Source organism: Actinomadura sp. RB99 (assembly GCF_014706005.1).
Classification (GTDB): domain Bacteria; phylum Actinomycetota; class Actinomycetes; order Streptosporangiales; family Streptosporangiaceae; genus Spirillospora.
Window position 1 is genome coordinate 55,398 of record NZ_JABMCA010000011.1, and the last position, 16,987, is coordinate 72,384.

Consider the following 16,987-nt stretch of genomic DNA (forward strand, 5'->3'; position numbering starts at 1 on the left):
GAGCGGGGAAACAGCCCGTCCGTCGTGACGGGGGTTCCAGGGGGTCGCCCCCCTGGGCTAACCGAGCCTGCGTACCAGGACGGTGCCTACGCGGTTGCGGCGGCCGGCGATGGTCTCGGCCTTGAGGGACAGGACGGGGGCGTCGCCGTCGGCGGGGCCGACCTCGGCGGTGGAGCCTTCGATCGGGACGCGGCCGAGGGCGTGCGCGAGCAGGCCGCCGACCGTCTCGACCTCCTCGGCGTCCAGCTCGACGTCGAACAGCTCGGCGAGGTCCTCGACGGGGAGCCGGGCGGTGACGCGGGCGGCGCCGTCGTCGAGCCAGGTCACGGGCGGGATCTCGCGGTCGTACTCGTCGGTGATCTCCCCGACGATCTCCTCCAGGATGTCCTCGATGGTGACGAGGCCGGCGGTGCCGCCGTACTCGTCGATGACCACGGCGAGGTGGATCTGGCGGGCCTGCATCTCGCGGAGCAGCTCGTCGATCGGCTTGCTGTCCGGGACGTACGTCGCGTCCCGCATGATCGAGCCGACGGTCTCGACCGCCTCGCCGGCGGGGTTCTCCTGGCTGCGGCGGACGACGTCCTTCAGGTAGGCGATGCCGACGACGTCGTCCTCGTTCTCGCCGACGACGGGGATGCGGGAGAAGCCGCTGCGCAGCGCCAGCGACATCGCCTGCCGGAGGGTCTTGCCGCGCTCGATGAACACGATGTCGGTGCGGGGCACCATGACCTCGCGGACGAGGGTGTCGCCCAGCTCGAACACCGAGTGGATCATCTGCCGCTCGTCCGGTTCGATCAGGCTGCGCTGCTCGGCGAGGTCGACGAGGTCGCGCAGTTCGGCCTCGGACGCGAAGGGGCCCTCGCGGAAGCCGCGGCCGGGGGTGAGGGCGTTGCCGAGCGCGATCAGCAGCCGGGGCAGCGGCCCGAGCACGCGGGTGACGGGGTGGATCACCGCGGCGCCGGCGAGCGCGATGCGGCCGGCGTGCTGGATGCCGAGCGTGCGCGGCCCCACCCCGATCACGACGTAGCTGACCACGATCATGATCGCGGCGGCGACGACGTAGGCGCGCCAGGTCTCGTCGAGCCAGGAGATGGACAGGTCCGCGACGATGACGGTGGCGACCAGCTCGCAGCCGATCCGCAGCAGCAGGACCATGTTCACGTAGCGGGCGGGGTCGGCGACGACCTCGGCGAGCTTGCCGGCGCCGCGCCGGTTCTCGCGGACGAGTTCCTCGACGGTGACCCGGGAGACGCGGGCGAGCGCGGTCTCGGCGCCGGCCAGCAGGCCCGCCATCAGGACCAGGCCCACCGCCAGGGCGGTCAGCCACCCCTGCGCGGTGCTCATCAGCGGCCGCGTTCCTCCCGCCAGGAGGCGAGCAGGCCGGCCTGCAGGCCGAACATCTCCTTGTGCTCCTCCGGCTCGGCGTGGTCGTAGCCGAGGAGGTGCAGGATGCCGTGCGTGCACAGCAGTTCCAGCTCGTCCTCGGTGGAGTGCCCGGCGTCCTTCGCCTGCTTCTCGGCGACCGACGGGCACAGCACGACGTCGCCGAGCAGGCTCGGGTCGGCCTCGCCGTCCTCGTCCGTGCCGCCGGACATGTGGCCGGGGCGCAGCTCGTCCATGGGGAACGACAGCACGTCCGTGGGGCCGGGCTCGTCCATCCACTTCTCGTGCAGCTCGGTCATCGCGGCCTCGTCGACGAACAGGATCGACAGCTCGGCGAGGGGGTGGACGCGCAGGCCGTCGAGGACGTGCCGGGCGAGGGCGGCGATGCCCTTCTCGTCGACCGCGGCGCCCGACTCGTTCAGCACCTCGATGCTCACTGCCGCCCCCGCTTGCGCGGCGCGCCGCGGCCGTTGGCGCCCTGCTTGAACTCCGGCACCCGTGACTCGTCGTACCGGTTGTAGGCGTCGACGATGTCGGTCACCAGCTTGTGGCGGACGACGTCGCGGCTGTCCAGCCGGGAGAAGTGGATGTCCTCGACGCCCTCCAGGATGTCCTGGACGACGCGGAGGCCGCTCAGCTGCCCGTTCGGCAGGTCGACCTGGGTGACGTCGCCGGTCACCACGACCTTCGACCCGAACCCGAGCCGGGTGAGGAACATCTTCATCTGCTCGGGCGAGGTGTTCTGCGCCTCGTCGAGGATGATGAACGAGTCGTTCAGGGTGCGGCCCCGCATGTAGGCGAGGGGCGCGACCTCGATGGTGCCGGCGGCCATCAGGCGCGGGATCGAGTCGGGGTCGACCATGTCGTGCAGCGCGTCGTAGAGCGGCCGCAGGTAGGGGTCGATCTTCTCGTAGAGCGTGCCGGGCAGGAAGCCGAGCCGCTCGCCCGCCTCGACGGCCGGGCGCGTCAGGATGATCCGGTTGACCTTCTTGTCCTGCAGCGCGCGGACGGCCTTGGCCATCGCCAGGTACGTCTTGCCGGTGCCCGCCGGGCCGATGCCGAACACGATCGTGTGCTTGTCGATCGCGTCGACGTAGCGGCGCTGGTTCAGCGTCTTCGGGCGGATGGTGCGGCCCCGGCTGGACAGCACGTCCAGGGTGAGGACCTCCGCCGGGCGCTCGCCGCCCTCGCCGCGCAGCATCGCGAGGCTGCGCTCGACGGCGTCCGGGGTGAGCTGGGCGCCGTTCTTGAGCAGCTCCAGCATCTCGGTGAACAGCCGGGACGCGAGCTCGGTCTCGCTCTCCGGACCGGTGACCGTGATCTCGTTGCCGCGGACGTGCACGTCGACGGCGTCGCCGAAGGCGCGCTCGACCGCGTGCAGGAGCTCGTCCCGGGAACCGAGAAGGCTCACCATCGAATGGTCGTCCGGCACCACGATCTTTATCTGGGAGCGTGCGCCGTCGTCACGCCCCGTCCGAGTTGACCTCGTGTGAGTTGATTCGACCATCAGCCGGGCCTTGCGGCCTCTCCGACCTGCCTTCTGTTCGCTCCGGGTGTCCTGGGTTGCGTTTCCATGGTACTGGGCGGCCCCGACGGAACGCCGCCGCTTTTACCCGCACCCGATCTCGCGTCGCCCGGGCCGGTACGGGCGCCCGGACCGGCCGGCCGGTCCGGGGCCGGTCAGCCGGGCGGCCAGTTCAGGCCACGCCCGCCGAGCACGTGCGCGTGCACGTGGAAGACCGTCTGGCCGGCCTGCGCACCGGTGTTGAAGACGATGCGGTAGCCGGTGCCGTCGACGCCCTCGTCCACGGCGACCCGGTGGGCCTCGCCCACGACCTCGGCCAGCAGCTCCGGGTCGGCGGCGGCGAGCTCGGCGGCCGTCGGGTGATGGTCCTTGGGGATGACCAGCACGTGCGTGGGCGCCTGCGGGTTGATGTCGCGGAACGCCAGCACGCGCTCGGAGTCCCGGACGACCTTGGCGGGCACGTCCCCGGAAACGATCTTGCAGAACAGGCAGTCGGTCATCTGTCTCCCCTCACGGCGGCCGGAACCGCGCCCCGAGATCCTATCGAGACCGCTGCGGGGATGGTCCGCGGCGCCCCATGATCGCTAAGGTTTCCGGCGTCGATCTCCGGTTGTCGAGCCGCATTCCGACCGGCCACTGGTTAAGGTTGTCAACTCAGGGCGTACCCCCCGGTCCGTGGGCGTTGCCGCGTCTTCGCGCGGGTGGGGGACACCCGGTTCGATGCCGGTCCGAAAGGTCCGTCCGAAAGGCGGCCGGGGGACGGTGAAGGCGGCGGATAGGTGACCGAGGTCCTCAGGAAAATGCCCTTTCGTAAACCCAGCGGCCAGGGTGCGCGTCCCACTGACGTGACCGAGACCCTCGTGGCCAGGGGAACGGCGGGGGCCGTGGCCGTCGCCTGGGACGCCGATCAAGCGGTGACCGCGCTCTACAGCGCCAACTACCGCTCGCTCGTGCGTCTCGCCGCCATGCTCGTGCGCGATTCGGGAACGGCCGAGGAGGTCGTCCAGGACGCGTTCGTGGCGATGCACGGCGGCTGGCGCCGACTGCGCGACCCCGACAAGGCCCTGTCGTACCTGCGCCAGTCCGTGGTCAACCGGTCGCGATCGGTGCTGCGGCACCGCGCCGTCGTCGAGAAGTACGCCCCGAAGGGGCTGCCGGACGCGCCGAGCGCGGAGGCCGGGGCGATCGGCGAGCTCGAACGCTCGGCGGTGATCGACGCGCTCTCCCGGCTCCCCGCACGCCAGCGGGAGGCGCTCGTCCTCCGCTACTACGCCGATCTGTCCGAAGCGGAGATCGCCAACGCGATGGGGATCTCCCGAGGCGCCGTGAAGAGCCATACGGCGCGCGGCATGACCGCGCTACGCAACGTCCTGGAGCAGTTCTCATGACCACCGACCCCCACGACGAGCACGGCGAGATCCTGCGCCGCGCCCTGCACGCGGAGGCGGACTCGGTCACACCCGCCGACGACGGCCTGGAGCGCATCCGGGCCCGGATAGCCGATCCGCGCCGCCGGCGCTGGTTCGGCCTGGAACGGTTCGGCACCGCCTGGTACGGGCTGGACCGGTTCGCCCTCACCTGGGCGCGGCCCGCGCTCGCCGTGGCCGCGGCCGTGGCGATCGCCGGCCTCGGCGTGACCGCGCCGCAGACGATCGACCTCATCCAGCACTCGGTCGGAAGCAACGGCCCGTCCGGCGACGACCACGGCGACCACACCGGCGACCGCGTCGACTCGCAGGGCCGCCCGGTGCTCCCCGGCTCGCCGACGCCGTCGCAGCCCGGCGTGTCCGGGTCGGCCTCCGCGTCGACGGCGACGTCCCCCTCGACCTCGTCCAGCCCCGCGCCGTGCAAGTCCCCCGGGGCGGGCGGCACGAAGACGTCCCCGTCCCAGGCGGCGGCGCAGCACGGCAAGGCGTCCGCCTCGCCGTGCCCGAGCGGCAGCCCCACCACGAGCCCGACGCCGACGGAGACCCCGACGACTCCGCCGCCGTCGACGCCCACGCAGCCGACCGAGCAGCCGACGACGCCCACCAGCAGCGCTCCCGCCGTCACCACCGACCAGGGCACCGGCGCCTCCGCGCCCTAGCCCGAGGCCCGGCCCACTTCGAGACAGGTCCTGGCCCCGGCCCGTCCTGGCCACGGCCTGCGTTAACCATCGGCCCGTCTCCCGGTCTCGCCGGGGGCGGGTCACCAGCGGCCGGTGGCGGCCAGCAGCACGGACGCGGCGGCCACCCCGGCCGTCGAGGTCCGCAGCACCGTCGGGCCGAGTCGGGTGGGGCGCCCGCCCGCCGCGGCGAACCGCTCCAGCTCCTCGTCGGCGATCCCGCCCTCGGGGCCGACCACCAGGACGATGTCCCCGTCCTTGGGCGGCTCGACGGCGCTGAGCGGCTCCTGGGCGTCCTCGTGCAGGACGAGCGCGAGCGACGCGGCGGCGATCCGGTCGGCGACGTCGGCGGTGGACGCCAGGTCCGGCACCTCCGGCAGGCGGCTGCGGCGCGCCTGCTTCGCCGCCTCCCGGGCGGCGTTGCGCCACCGCCCGAGGGCCTTCTCGCGGCGCTCCGGGCGCCACTGGGTCACGCACCGGGCCGCCGCCCACGGGACGATCTCGTCGACGCCGGCCTCCGTCATGGTCTCCACGGCCAGCTCGCCCCGGTCGCCCTTCGGCAGCGCCTGGACGACCACGAGGCGCGGCGCGGGCGCCGGATCCGTGCGGCGGGACAGCACGTCCAGGGTCAGGGACGCCCGGTCGGCCGCCGCGACCACGCACTCGGCGAGCATCCCGGCGCCGTCGGTCAGGTCGACCCGTTCACCGGGCCGCAGCCGCCGCACGGTCGCGGCGTGCCGCCCCTCGGCGCCGTCCAGGACGACCCGGTCGGCGCGCAGCCGCGCCGGGTCGGCGAGGAACACCGGCGGACTCATCGCCCTCCCCCCGGGCCGCCGGCGGCGGGCCCGCCCGGAGCCGGCGGCGTGCCGTCGCGGCCCTCGCGGTAGCCCGCCACGGTGGCTCTTCAGTGCTGGTTGAAAACGTCCCTGAGGCGGGAGAACATGCCGCGCTGCCCCGGCGCGAACTTGCCGGGCGGGCGCTCCTCGCCGCGCAGCGCGGCGAGCCGGCGCAGCAGCTCCTCCTGCTCCTCGTCGAGCTTGCCGGGCGTCTCCACGTTCACGTGGATCATCAGGTCGCCGCGGCCGCTCTCGTTGAGGTGCCGCACGCCCCGGTTGTAGAGCGTGATCACCTGCCCGGACTGCGTGCCGGGCTTGATGTCGACCTCCTCGGCGGCGTCCAGCGTCTCGATCGTGACGCTGGTGCCGAGCGCGGCGGCGGTCATCGGGATCTCGACCGTGCAGTGCAGGTCGTCGCCCTCCCGCTCGAAGATCGGGTGCGGCTTCTCGGCGATCTCCAGGAACAGGTCGCCGGGCGGGCCGCCGCCGGGGCCGACCTCGCCCTCGCCGGCGAGCTGGATGTGGATGCCGTTCTCCACGCCCGCCGGGATCTTGACCTTGACGGTGCGCCGGGTGCGGACCCGGCCGTCGCCGGAGCACTCGGTGCACGGGTGCCGGATCACCGAGCCGAACCCGCCGCAGGCGGGGCACGGCCGGGCCGTCATGACCTGCCCGAGGAAGGAGCGCTGCACCTGCTGGACCTCGCCGCGGCCGTGGCAGGTCTCGCAGGTCTCCGGGTGGGTGCCGGGCGCGCAGCCCGTCCCCTCGCAGGTCGTGCAGGCGACCGCGGTGTCGATGGACAGCTCGCGGGTCGTGCCGAAGGCGGTCTCCGCCAGGTCCAGCTCGACGCGCAGCGTCGCGTTGCGGCCCCGGCGCGCGCGCGAACGGGGACCGCGGGAGGTCGCGGTGCCGAAGAACGCGTCCATGATGTCGCTGAACGGGAACCCGGCGCCGCCGAAGCCCCCGGCGCCCGCGCCCGCGCCGCCGCCCGGCGCGAACGGATCCGCGCCGAGGTCGTACATCTCGCGCTTCTTCGGATCGGAGAGCACCTCGTAGGCCTGGGTGATCTCCTTGAACTTCTCCTGCGTCTCCGGGTCCGGGTTGACGTCCGGGTGCAGCTCGCGCGCGAGCCGCCGGTACGCCTTCTTGACCTCGTCGGCGCTGGCGTCCCGGCGGACGCCGAGGGTCGCGTAGTAGTCGTTGGCCACTTACGACCCCGCCAGGATCTGTCCCACGTAGCGTGCCACTGCCCGTACCGCTCCCATCGTGCCGGGGTAATCCATGCGTGTCGGCCCGAGCACACCCAGCCGGGCCAGCGTGAGGTCGCCGACGCCGTAGTCGGCTGCGACGACCGAGGTCGAACGGAGCCCCTCATCGGGGTTCTCGGTGCCGATCCGCACCGTAAGAGTAGAGGAGTCGCCGGTCTCGCCGAGCAGCCGCATGAGGACCACCTGCTCCTCCAGCGCCACCAGCACCTCCCGCAGGCTCTGCGAGAAGTCGACGGCGGCCAGGTTCGCCGCGCCGGCGAAGACGATCTTCTCCTCGTGGTTCTCGACGAGGGTCTCCAGCAGGACGGACAGGACCGCGGCCGCGACCGGCCGCTCGTCCGGGCCCACCTTGTCCGGCAGGTCCGCCACGGCGGACGGCACGTCGCCGAAGCCCAGCCCGTCCAGGCACGTATTGAGCAACGCCCGCAGGTGCCCCACGGATTCCTCGGAGATCTTCCCCGTCTCGATGACGCGCTGCTCGACCCGCCCGGTGTTGGTGATCAGCACCAGCAGCAGCCGGCCCTCGGCGACCGGGACCAGCTCCACGTGCCGCACCGACGAGCGGGTCAGCGACGGGTACTGCACGACCGCGACCTGCCGGGTCAGCTGCGCGAGCAGCCGGACGGTGCGGCCGACGATGTCGTCGAGGTCGTAGGCGCCGGACAGGAACGTCTCGATCGCGCGGCGCTCGGCGACCGACAGCGGCTTGATCGTGGACAGCCGGTCGACGAACAGCCGGTATCCCTTGTCGGTGGGGACCCGCCCCGCGCTGGTGTGCGGCTGGGCGATGTACCCCTGCTCCTCCAGCACCGCCATGTCGTTGCGAATCGTCGCGGAAGAGACGCCGAGGTTGTGCCGGTCCACCAGGGCCTTGGAGCCCACCGGCTCGTTCGTGGAGACATAGTCCTCGACTATGGCGCGCAGCACCGCGAGTTTCCGGTCGTCCAGCACCCGGTCACCTCCTTCTGCACCTTCCACAGGTCCTCACGTCCAGATATACCGCCGACGGGGCCTTGCTGGCACTCCGTAGTTCCGAGTGCCAAGTGTACGGCCCGGAGGGGACGTTCCGGGGGCCGCGGCCCGCCGCCGGGCCGCGCGCGGCTGCGTGATCTTATCCCGGCCGTTAGTGTGCGGAACCGTGCGGAGCAAGAACTACGGAGACGACGTGCTCGCCGGCGACTGGCGCCGCCCCCGCAAGGGGCGGATCCCGGAGGTGCCGGCCGAGCCGGGCCTGGTCGCCGAGGATCCCGACAGCGGCTTCTGCGGCGCCGTGGTCGGCTGCGACAAGTTCGGCGTCACGCTGGAGGACCGGTTCGGCAAGCGCCGGGTGTTCCCCCTCACCAAGGCCGGCTTCCTGATCGACGGCAAGCCGGTCACCCTCGTCCGGCCCGCCGCGGCGCCCGCCGCCCCGGCCCGCTCGGCGTCCGGGTCGATCGCGGTCCAGGGGCTGCGCGCCCGCGTCGCCAAGGAGAGCCGCATCTACGTGGAGGGCGTCCACGACGCCGAGCTCGTCGAGAAGATCTGGGGGCACGACCTGCGCGTCGAGGGCGTCGTCGTCGAGTACCTCGAGGGCGTGGACGACCTGCCCGCGATCGTCGAGGAGTTCGCGCCGGACGAGGGCCGCCGCCTCGGCGTGCTGGTCGACCACCTCGTGGAGGGCTCCAAGGAGAGCCGGATCGCCGCGCGGGTGTCGTCCCCGCACGTCCTCGTGACCGGCCACCCCTTCATCGACATCTGGGAGGCCGTCAAACCCGCCGCCGTCGGCATCCCCGCCTGGCCCCGCGTCCCCCGCGGCGTCCCGTGGAAGGAGGGCGTCGTCGAGGCCCTCGGCTGGGACTGCGAGACGGGCGCGGCCTGGAAGCGCATCCTCGGCTCCGTCACCACCTACACCGACCTCGAACCGGCCCTCCTCGGCCGCGTCGAGGAGCTCATCGACTTCGTGACGTGTTAGCCCAGGGGGCTGTGTTAGTCCAGGGGGGCGACCCCCTGGAACCCCCGTCACGGTTGACAGGCTGTTTCCCGCTCCGCTGGCGCTCCGCGCGAAACAGCCTGTCAACCGTCGGGCAGGCCCGCTGCGCTCGCTGCACTCGCTCCGCGTGCCTGCCCGTGGCCGGGGCTGGGGTTCGAACTGCCGGAGCTGAGGTTCGATCTGCCGGGGGTGGAGGTCGAAATGGCAGGGCTGAGGTTCGATCTGCCCTAGATGGGGTTCGAACTGGCGGGGGCGGGGTTCGAACTGCCGGGAGTGGGGTTCGAACCGCGGGGGACGCCGTTCCGTGTGCTTGGCCGTGTGCGGGGCCGAGGTTCCGGTTGGGGGCGGGTGGGTCAGGTCAGGTCGCGGGTTACGGCATCGGCCAGGAGGCGGCCTCGGCGGGTGAGGACGGCGCGGCCGCGCTCGTACGCCGCCGGGTCGACGAGGCCGTCGGCGATGGCGCGGCGGACGGCGGCGTCGTCGAGGAGGTCGGCGGGGCAGCCGTCCGCGAGGCGGAGTTCGAGCATGATCCGCTCGATGCGGCGGTCGTCGTCGTCGAGGATCTCGCGCGCGTACGCGGGCGTGGTGCCCTCGGCGAGGCGGGCGGCGTACGCGGCGGGGTGCTTGACGTTCCACCAGCGGGTGCCGCCGACGTGGCTGTGGGCGCCGGGGCCGACGCCCCACCAGTCCGCGCCCGTCCAGTACAGGAGGTTGTGGCGGCAGGCGGCCTCCGGGGACGAGGCCCAGTTCGAGATCTCGTACCAGTGCAGGCCGTGCGCGCGCAGGAGGTCGTCGGCGATCAGGTAGCGGTCGGCCATGGCGTCGTCGTCGGGGGCGGTGAGCTCGCCGCGCCGCACCTGCGCCGCCAGGCGGGTGCCCTCCTCGACGATGAGCGCGTACGCGGACACGTGGTCGGGTTCGCAGGCGAGGGCGGCCTCCAGGGACGCGCGCCAGTCGTCGTCGGTCTCCCCCGGCGTCCCGTAGATGAGGTCGAGGTTGATGTGCTCGAAGCCCGCCTTGCGCGTCCACTCGACGACCTGGGGGACGCGGCCCGGCGTATGGGTCCGCTCCAGGACGGCCAAGACGTGCTCGCGCGCGCTCTGCATGCCGTAGGAGACGCGCGTGAAACCGACCTCGCGGAGCTTCGCCACGTAGGACTCGTCCACCGACTCGGGATTGGCCTCGGTGGTGACCTCGGCGCCCGGAGCGAGGCCGAACTCGGCGTCGATGGCCGCCAGGACGCGTCCGAGATCGTCGGGCGTGAGGAGGGTCGGGGTGCCGCCGCCCACGAAGACCGTCTGGACCGGGAGGTCCGCGTCGCCGAGCACCCTGCGGGCCATGCGGACCTCGGCGACGGCGGTGTCGGCGTAGGAGTCGCGGCTCGCGCCCGGTCCGAGCTCGGTGGCCGTGTAGGTGTTGAAGTCGCAGTACCCGCACCGGGTCACGCAGAAGGGCACGTGCACGTAGAACGCGAACGGCCGCGTGCCCAGGCCCTCCAGCGCGCTGCCGGGCAGCGCGCCGTCGGCGGGTACGGGATCACCGTCGGGCAGCGTAGAGGGCACCCCTACAGTCTGCCGCCCGCGGCGGGATGGTCAGGCCTGGTCGAGCTTGCGGCGGAGCCAGGCGGGGATGTGCGCGTCGGTGCGGGGGAAGCGGTCGAGGTCCAGCGCGTAGGCGGACGGCGTCAGCGGCGGCGTGAACTCGGGCTCGCCGTCGTAGTCGAACTCGGCACTGAACCGGCCCGAGCGCTCGATCTCCAGCCGGGCGGTGAACCACGCGCCCTTGCCGCGCCGGTACATCACGCGGCGCAGCTCGTCCATCTTGCCGACGGCCTGGCCGGGCGGCGTGGCCTTGCGGCGCTCGCCCGCGGCGTCCTCCACCTCGAAGGAAGCGCTGTCGATGCCGACGGTGGCGCGGAACTCGAAGCCGAGCCGCTCCCAGCCCAGGGGCGCGGCCGAGCGCAGCGCGCGCACGGCGCCGTTCACGGTCTCGCGCTCCTCCGGGGAACGCAGGACCTGCTCGGAGTGGGTCACGCTCGAACCTCCGGTACCGTCGACGCACTGCCCCCCGACGGTACCGACATCCGGGCCCGGATCGAGGAGCGCCGGCCGTGTCGCGGCGAAACCGCCGGCCGCGATCGCCGCCCGGGCGGGACGATCTTGGTCGAGCCGGGCGGAACGCGGGCGGCACGGGCCGCAATGATGCGTGCCGCCCCTCTTGGGCGGATAGGGTCGTCCGAATGCGGAACGAGGGGCCGGTGGACTGGGGGCGTGTGCCCGCGCGCGTGCTGCTGCGCGGCGGCCCCGGCGGATGGCACTACGTCGTCGTGGACGACAAGGGCGCGGAGCGGCGCACCGAGTTCGACGGCCCCGGCACCCTCTGGCAGACCGGCGGGCGCTCCGATCCCGAGCCGCCGTGGTGGCGGCGCAGGCTCGCCGAGACCGCCGAGGGGATGCGCGCCGTGATCGCCGAGCGGCTCACCGACGCGACCTTCGGCGACCTCGGCGCGGAGGCCGCGATCACCTGGTTCGCGGTGGACGACCCGGTCGAGTGGGAGGGCCTGGTCACGCTCCGGGAGGCGGACCCGGCGCGGTTCCCGGGCCGCGTCGCCCCGTTCGTGATCACGCTGGAGCCGGGCCGCGGCGCGCTGCTCCCGGACGCCCACCTGCTGTTCAGCACCCCGGCGTCGGACGCCTGGGCGACGCTCGACGCCGTCGCGGAGCGGTGCGGCACGCCGCCGCCGAGGGCGCAGTTCCTGTGCGGGTGGGCCGACCACCGCAGCGTGCAGGTCGGGCGCGGGGTGCTGTCGCTGTCGACGGACCGGTCCGAGACGGGGGCCGAGCGGGTCGCGGAGATCTGCGGGACGCGGCGGCCCGGCTGGAGCGGGAACCCGGAGATGCGGTTCCGGCTCGACGGGATCGACCTGCTGGACGAGCCCGCCGACGACGTGACCGCGCTCCTCGCCGAGCTGGGCCACGAGGTGGTGCGGCGCGGGCGGGCCGTGCGGCTGCCCGGGCTGGGCCTCACCCTGTACGGGCCCGACGGCCGGTCGCCGCGCCCCGCCCGGCGGTCCGCCGACGGGGAGGAGCGGTTCGCGGCCGTGTCGATGCAGCATCCGGCGCCGTTCGCCCCGCTCTGGACCGGCGCCTGAGCCGTACCGCCCGGAGCCGGGGGCGCGCGGGGGCGTTCCGAAGATCGTCCTTGCGGCAACGATCCCGACATCCACCGGGGACCGGCCCGTCACCGGCGCGCAATCCGGCCGCCCTAGGTTTCCCGATCATGAGAAGCCGTGCGCGTCACACAGCCCTCGCCCTGTCCGCCGCCGCCCTCGCCGCCGCTCCCCTCGCCCTCGCCGCCCCCGCCGAAGCCGCTCCCTCCGCCGACACCGCTCCCTCCGCCGACACCGCCGCCGCGCGGACGATCAACGTCCAGCGGGGCGGTCCCGCCCGCTCGTTCGCCTTCACCGCCGGCCGCGCCGGGGAGGCCCTGATCGGCTTCACCGCGTCCGCGCCCGGGGTGTCGTGGGCGAAGAAGGGCGCCGAGTCCGCCGTGGTGTCCATCGCGGTGGACGGCCGGCACGTCACCGACCTCGTCGTCCCGTCATCCGACCCGACGCCCCGCAGCCTCGCCCTCGGCCGCGTCGGCCGGGGCCGGCACAAGGTCACCCTGCGGTTCGCCAAGGGCAGCGCCCCCGCCGCGCAGCGGGTGCGGCTCGCCCGCACCGGCGTCCGGATGCCCGCCGCCGACCAGCTCGTCCTGCGCTACGCGCCCGTCGTGGTGGGACGGACCCTCGCGGTGACCGGCGACGCGTACCAGAACGCCACGACCGACACCCCGCTGATCGCGTGGCACGAGACCAGGCCCGCCACCACCCACGGCCACCAGATCCTCGAATACTCGGTCGTCTGGAGCAACGAGGACGGCGGGACGGACACGCCCGCCCTCATGGCCCGCTGGGGACGCACCACCGACATCGAGTGGATCTACCGCGTCGAGGTCGACGCCAAGGGGAACCGCGTGGACGGCACCGGCGTCTACCAGGCGCCCAACCACGCCACGTTGCAGTTCACGGGCAAGTACGAGGCCGATCACCCGGTCCTCCAGACGTGCACGGTGAACAACAACATGTGCGACGCCGTCACGCCGGACTCGCCGCTGCGCTTCATGCCGGACGTCACCGCCACGCGCCCGCAGGACCGCACCCGCGAGTACGTGATGGACCAGCAGCCGTGGACCTACCGGGTCATGGCGCAGGAGATGCTCCGCGAAGGCAAGATCGAGAACCCGTCCGACCCCGCGACGACGGCGGTCGGCGACCAGCGCACGTACCTGTTCGCCGAGTTCGCCAAGACCACCGGCGCCGCCACCGGGACCGGGTCCGTGCCGGGCGTCGCGCTCGGGGTGCGGCTGAAGTCCGACCCGTCGCGGCTGTACCGGTCCGACCACGACCAGCCGACCTGGTCGATCGACCGGGACGGGCCGGTCGCGACGACGGTCGAGCTGCCCGAGGGCACGCGGCCGTCCGACATCGCGAGCGTCGAGGCGATCCGGCGTCCCACCGGGCTCGGCGACAACGGCGCGCCCGCCACCGTCACCGCCGTCAACCGTGGCTTCTTCCTGGACTCGTCGTACCTGCCGGAGAGCTCGTTCCTGACGTGGAAGGGCTCGGTCGCGCTCACGCCGCAGAGCCCGTCGGGCGTCCTCTGGCGTCCCTGACGGCCGGCGCCGGCCGTTACGGGCCGTCCGCCGGGCGGCGGGGGCAGGAAAGACGGGAAACCGGGCGAACTCCGGATGCGTCCTAGGAGTCGTACTATTCGCCAAAGCTCGCTCAGCGAACCCGGAGAGGACACCCGCCATGGCCTACGGGCCTCCCCCGTCGCCCGGCCAGGGACAGCAGCCTGGATGGCAGCAGCCGCCCCAGCAGCAGAGCCCCTGGCAGCAGCCCGGATCGGCCTGGCAGCAGCCGCAGCAGCCCCCGCAGCCCGGTGGCGCGTGGCAGCAGCCGCCGCAGGACGGCCCGGGCCAGGGCTGGCAGCAGCCGGCCCAGGGGCGCGGCACCGCGCAGATGCCCGGCCATTTCGGTCCCGTCAGCGACGACGACAAGACCTGGTCGCTGATGGCCTACCTCGGCCAGTTCCTCGTCGGCGCCATCGCGCCCGCCATCGTCTACCTCGGCAAGGCGCGGTCGCCGTTCGTCCGCCGGCACGCCGCGCAGGGCCTGAACATGGGCATCGCGGCGATCGCCGTCTGGATCGTCGGCGGCCTGCTCGCGCTCGCCGTCGACGTCCTGATCTGGGTGCCGCTGGTGTTCACCGCGGTCGTGCTGTTCTTCCTCGTCTACGCGGCGCGCGCCGCCAACCGCGGCGAGTTCCGGGAGGTCCCGGTCGTCGTCGCCTGGCCGATCGTCAAGTAGCCGATCGTGAAGTAGCGGTCGTCACGTAGCCGGTCGGCACGTAGCCGGTCGCCGGAGAACCCGGCCGGGCGGAGCGCCGCCCGGCCGCGGGGGTCGCTACTTGCGTCCCTTGTCGGTGGACTCGCCGCCGGTGGACAGCGCGGCGACGAACGCCTCCTGCGGGACGTCCACCCGCCCGATCGTCTTCATCCGCTTCTTGCCCTCCTTCTGCTTCTCCAGCAGCTTGCGCTTGCGGGAGATGTCGCCGCCGTAGCACTTGGCGAGGACGTCCTTGCGGATGGCGCGGATGTTCTCGCGCGCGATGATGCGCGCCCCGATCGCGGCCTGGATGGGCACCTCGTACTGCTGCCGCGGGATCAGCTCCTTGAGCTTGGCCGTCATCATCAGGCCGTACTCGCGGGACTTGTCCTTGTGGACGATCTGGCTGAAGGCGTCCACCGACTCGCCCTGCAGCAGGATGTCGACCTTCACCAGGTCGGACTCCTGCTCGCCGCTCGGCTCGTAGTCCAGCGAGGCGTACCCGCGGGTCCGCGACTTCAGCTGGTCGAAGAAGTCGAAGATGATCTCGGCGAGGGGCAGCGTGTAGCGGATCTCGACCCGGTCCTCCGACAGGTAGTCCATGCCGAGCAGCACCCCGCGGCGCCCCTGGCACAGCTCCATGATCGCGCCGATGTGGTCGGACGGCGACAGCAGCGTCGCCTTCACCACCGGCTCGTACACCGCGCCGATCTTGCCCTCGGGGAACTCGCTGGGGTTGGTGACGGTGTGCTCCGACCCGTCCTCCATGACCACCCGGTAGACGACGTTCGGCGCCGTCGAGATCAGCGACAGGCCGAACTCGCGCTCCAGCCGCTCCCGGACGATCTCCATGTGCAGCAGCCCGAGGAACCCGCAGCGGAACCCGAAGCCGAGCGCCGCCGACGTCTCCGGCTCGTAGATCAGCGCCGCGTCGTTCAGCCGCAGCTTGTCGAGGGCGTCGCGCAGCTCGGGGTACTCGTCGCCGTCCACCGGGTACAGGCCCGAGAACACCATCGGCTTCGGGTCCTGGTAGCCGCCGAGCGCGTCCGGCGCCGGGCGGCCCGCGACGGTCACCGTGTCGCCGACCCGCGCCTGCCGGACGTCCTTCACCCCGGTGATCAGGTAGCCGACCTCGCCGACGCCGAGCCCCTGGACGGGCTTCGGCTCCGGGGAGATCACGCCGACCTCCAGCGTGTCGTGCGCCGCGCCCGTCGACATCATCAGGCTCTTCTCGCGGCGCGACAGGTGGCCGTCCACGATCCGGACGTAGGTGACCACGCCGCGGTAGGTGTCGTACACCGAGTCGAAGATCAGCGCGCGGGCCGGGCCGTCCGGGTCGCCGACCGGCGCCGGCACGTCCGCGACGATCTTGTCGAGCAGCTCGCGCACGCCCTCGCCGGTCTTGCCGGACACCCGCAGCACGTCGGACGGGTCGCAGCCGATGATCCCGGCCAGCTCCTCGGCGTACTTCTCCGGCTGCGCCGCGGGCAGGTCGATCTTGTTCAGCACCGGGATCAGGTGCAGGTCCGCCTCGAGCGCCAGGTACAGGTTCGCTAGCGTCTGCGCCTCGATGCCCTGCGCCGCGTCCACCAGCAGCACCGCGCCCTCGCACGCCGCCAGCGACCGCGACACCTCGTAGGAGAAGTCGACGTGGCCGGGGGTGTCGATCAGGTTGAGCACGTAGTCGGTGCCGCCGGAGCTCCACGGCAGCCGCACCGCCTGGCTCTTGATCGTGATGCCGCGCTCGCGCTCGATGTCCATCCGGTCGAGGTACTGGGCGCGCATCTGGCGCTCCTCGACCACACCGGTCAACTGCAGCATGCGGTCCGCGAGCGTCGACTTGCCATGGTCGATGTGCGCGATGATGCAGAAGTTGCGGATGATCGCGGGATCGGTCTTGTCAGGCTCAGGCGCTGGCACCGGGGTCCGTTCGCAAACTCACAGGTGGACAATGGATCTGTACATCCATAGTCCCATGCCGGACCTGATGCTCCGTGCACGGCCTCCGCGGCGCCCCCCGGGCCCGCCGGACCCGGCCGGTTCGCGGCGGACGGGCCCGATTGGTAGGCTGTGCGACTGCGTGTGGCGTAGCGTCGTGCCCCGGGGGCACCGTCCGCCCCCGTCAGACATCCTGTTCGCGCCTGCCGAGACGGCAGGCCATGATCGCAACCAAGGCTGAGGCACTACGACGTGGCTAACATCAAGTCCCAGATCAAGCGGAACAAGCAGAACGAGAAGGCGCGGCTGCGCAACAAGGCCGTCAAGTCGGAGCTGAAGACCGCGATCCGCAAGTTCCGCGAGGCCGCGGAGTCCGGCGAGATCGAGGCCGCCGTCGCCGCGCAGCGCGCCGCCGCCCGCAAGCTGGACAAGGCCGTCAGCAAGGGCGTCATCCACAAGAACCAGGCCGCCAACCGCAAGTCGGCGATCGCCAAGCAGGCCGCCGCCCTGCAGGCGAAGTGAGCACGGCGCTC

General features: G+C 72.7%; 17 protein-coding genes. 7 read left to right on the forward strand and 10 right to left on the reverse strand.

Features of this window, described 5'->3' with window-relative positions:
- Positions 1-57: 57 nt before the first annotated feature.
- From amrb99_RS13005 to amrb99_RS13020, 4 genes are all read right to left on the reverse strand, one after another.
- Positions 58-1,344, reverse strand: coding sequence for a hemolysin family protein (locus amrb99_RS13005; RefSeq protein ID WP_190856185.1), 1,287 nt, complete (start codon positions 1,342-1,344; stop codon positions 58-60).
- Positions 1,344-1,820, reverse strand: a complete 477-nt coding sequence (gene ybeY, locus amrb99_RS13010) for an rRNA maturation RNase YbeY (RefSeq protein WP_190856186.1) — start codon at positions 1,818-1,820, stop codon at positions 1,344-1,346. Before ybeY ends, amrb99_RS13005 begins: the two co-directional genes overlap by 1 nt.
- A complete protein-coding gene (locus amrb99_RS13015; protein WP_190856187.1) occupies positions 1,817-2,890 on the reverse strand; it encodes a PhoH family protein in 1,074 nt (357 codons plus the stop codon). The genes ybeY and amrb99_RS13015 overlap by 4 nt, the downstream gene beginning before the upstream one ends.
- 173 nt (positions 2,891-3,063) lie before the next feature.
- Positions 3,064-3,408 (reverse strand): histidine triad nucleotide-binding protein, encoded by a 345-nt coding sequence (locus tag amrb99_RS13020; RefSeq protein WP_190856188.1) that lies wholly within the window; start codon positions 3,406-3,408, stop codon positions 3,064-3,066.
- A gap of 345 nt (positions 3,409-3,753) precedes the next feature.
- Between amrb99_RS13020 and amrb99_RS13025 the strand changes: the two genes are divergently transcribed.
- Both amrb99_RS13025 and amrb99_RS13030 read left to right on the forward strand, forming a co-directional pair.
- Entirely contained in the window at positions 3,754-4,296 is a 543-nt protein-coding gene (locus tag amrb99_RS13025) for a SigE family RNA polymerase sigma factor (protein ID WP_225991330.1), read from the forward strand.
- Positions 4,293-4,994 carry a hypothetical protein gene (locus amrb99_RS13030; protein ID WP_190856189.1) on the forward strand — a complete coding sequence of 234 codons (702 nt, stop codon included), beginning with the start codon at positions 4,293-4,295 and terminating at the stop codon, positions 4,992-4,994. Before amrb99_RS13025 ends, amrb99_RS13030 begins: the two co-directional genes overlap by 4 nt.
- Before the next feature lie 101 nt (positions 4,995-5,095).
- On the opposite strand, the gene amrb99_RS13035 is transcribed toward amrb99_RS13030, so the two are convergent.
- The 3 genes from amrb99_RS13035 to hrcA form a co-directional block, all read right to left on the reverse strand.
- The gene (locus amrb99_RS13035) at positions 5,096-5,827 is read right to left on the reverse strand and encodes a 16S rRNA (uracil(1498)-N(3))-methyltransferase (RefSeq protein WP_190856190.1); all 732 of its coding nucleotides are present in this window, start codon (positions 5,825-5,827) and stop codon (positions 5,096-5,098) included.
- Positions 5,828-5,916: 89 nt separating this feature from the next.
- On the reverse strand, positions 5,917-7,056 hold the full coding sequence (dnaJ, locus tag amrb99_RS13040; RefSeq protein ID WP_151596929.1) for a molecular chaperone DnaJ: 1,140 nt from the start codon (positions 7,054-7,056) through the stop codon (positions 5,917-5,919).
- Entirely contained in the window at positions 7,057-8,067 is a 1,011-nt protein-coding gene (hrcA, locus tag amrb99_RS13045; RefSeq protein ID WP_190856191.1) for a heat-inducible transcriptional repressor HrcA, read from the reverse strand.
- A 187-nt stretch (positions 8,068-8,254) separates the two neighbouring features.
- Between hrcA and amrb99_RS13050 the strand changes: the two genes are divergently transcribed.
- Positions 8,255-9,067 (forward strand): DUF3097 family protein, encoded by an 813-nt coding sequence (locus amrb99_RS13050; protein WP_190856192.1) that lies wholly within the window; start codon positions 8,255-8,257, stop codon positions 9,065-9,067.
- Positions 9,068-9,438: 371 nt separating this feature from the next.
- Here the strand turns inward: amrb99_RS13050 and hemW are convergent, their stop codons facing one another.
- Together hemW and amrb99_RS13060 are read right to left on the reverse strand one after the other, a co-directional pair.
- Positions 9,439-10,647 carry a radical SAM family heme chaperone HemW gene (gene hemW, locus amrb99_RS13055; protein ID WP_190856193.1) on the reverse strand — a complete coding sequence of 403 codons (1,209 nt, stop codon included), beginning with the start codon at positions 10,645-10,647 and terminating at the stop codon, positions 9,439-9,441.
- Positions 10,648-10,677: 30 nt separating this feature from the next.
- On the reverse strand, positions 10,678-11,118 hold the full coding sequence (locus tag amrb99_RS13060; protein WP_190856194.1) for a hypothetical protein: 441 nt from the start codon (positions 11,116-11,118) through the stop codon (positions 10,678-10,680).
- A gap of 206 nt (positions 11,119-11,324) precedes the next feature.
- On the opposite strand from amrb99_RS13060, the gene amrb99_RS13065 reads away from it, so the two are divergent.
- The 3 genes from amrb99_RS13065 to amrb99_RS13075 all read left to right on the forward strand — a co-directional run bounded on the left by amrb99_RS13065 (position 11,325) and on the right by amrb99_RS13075 (position 14,498).
- Positions 11,325-12,236: a hypothetical protein gene (locus tag amrb99_RS13065; RefSeq protein WP_190856195.1), complete on the forward strand. Its 912-nt coding sequence runs from the start codon at positions 11,325-11,327 to the stop codon at positions 12,234-12,236.
- 128 nt (positions 12,237-12,364) lie between these two features.
- Positions 12,365-13,801, forward strand: a complete 1,437-nt coding sequence (locus tag amrb99_RS13070) for a hypothetical protein (RefSeq protein ID WP_190856196.1) — start codon at positions 12,365-12,367, stop codon at positions 13,799-13,801.
- Positions 13,802-13,940: 139 nt separating this feature from the next.
- Positions 13,941-14,498: a DUF4870 domain-containing protein gene (locus tag amrb99_RS13075; protein ID WP_190856197.1), complete on the forward strand. Its 558-nt coding sequence runs from the start codon at positions 13,941-13,943 to the stop codon at positions 14,496-14,498.
- Between the two features lie 96 nt (positions 14,499-14,594).
- On the opposite strand, the gene lepA is transcribed toward amrb99_RS13075, so the two are convergent.
- Positions 14,595-16,436, reverse strand: coding sequence for a translation elongation factor 4 (gene lepA, locus amrb99_RS13080; RefSeq protein WP_190856198.1), 1,842 nt, complete (start codon positions 16,434-16,436; stop codon positions 14,595-14,597).
- Positions 16,437-16,706: 270 nt separating this feature from the next.
- On the opposite strand from lepA, the gene rpsT reads away from it, so the two are divergent.
- Positions 16,707-16,976, forward strand: a complete 270-nt coding sequence (rpsT, locus tag amrb99_RS13085) for a 30S ribosomal protein S20 (RefSeq protein WP_190856199.1) — start codon at positions 16,707-16,709, stop codon at positions 16,974-16,976.
- Positions 16,977-16,987 lie beyond the last annotated feature (11 nt).

Coding starts and splice junctions, on each gene's coding strand:
- amrb99_RS13075 (WP_190856197.1), top strand. CDS start 13,941: ATGGCCTACGGGCCTCCCCCGTCGCCCGGCCAGGGACAGCAGCCTGGA.
- amrb99_RS13030 (WP_190856189.1), top strand. CDS start 4,293: ATGACCACCGACCCCCACGACGAGCACGGCGAGATCCTGCGCCGCGCC.
- amrb99_RS13015 (WP_190856187.1), bottom strand. CDS start 2,890: ATGGTCGAATCAACTCACACGAGGTCAACTCGGACGGGGCGTGACGAC.
- amrb99_RS13005 (WP_190856185.1), bottom strand. CDS start 1,344: ATGAGCACCGCGCAGGGGTGGCTGACCGCCCTGGCGGTGGGCCTGGTC.
- amrb99_RS13020 (WP_190856188.1), bottom strand. CDS start 3,408: ATGACCGACTGCCTGTTCTGCAAGATCGTTTCCGGGGACGTGCCCGCC.
- amrb99_RS13035 (WP_190856190.1), bottom strand. CDS start 5,827: ATGAGTCCGCCGGTGTTCCTCGCCGACCCGGCGCGGCTGCGCGCCGAC.
- amrb99_RS13070 (WP_190856196.1), top strand. CDS start 12,365: ATGAGAAGCCGTGCGCGTCACACAGCCCTCGCCCTGTCCGCCGCCGCC.
- amrb99_RS13065 (WP_190856195.1), top strand. CDS start 11,325: ATGCGGAACGAGGGGCCGGTGGACTGGGGGCGTGTGCCCGCGCGCGTG.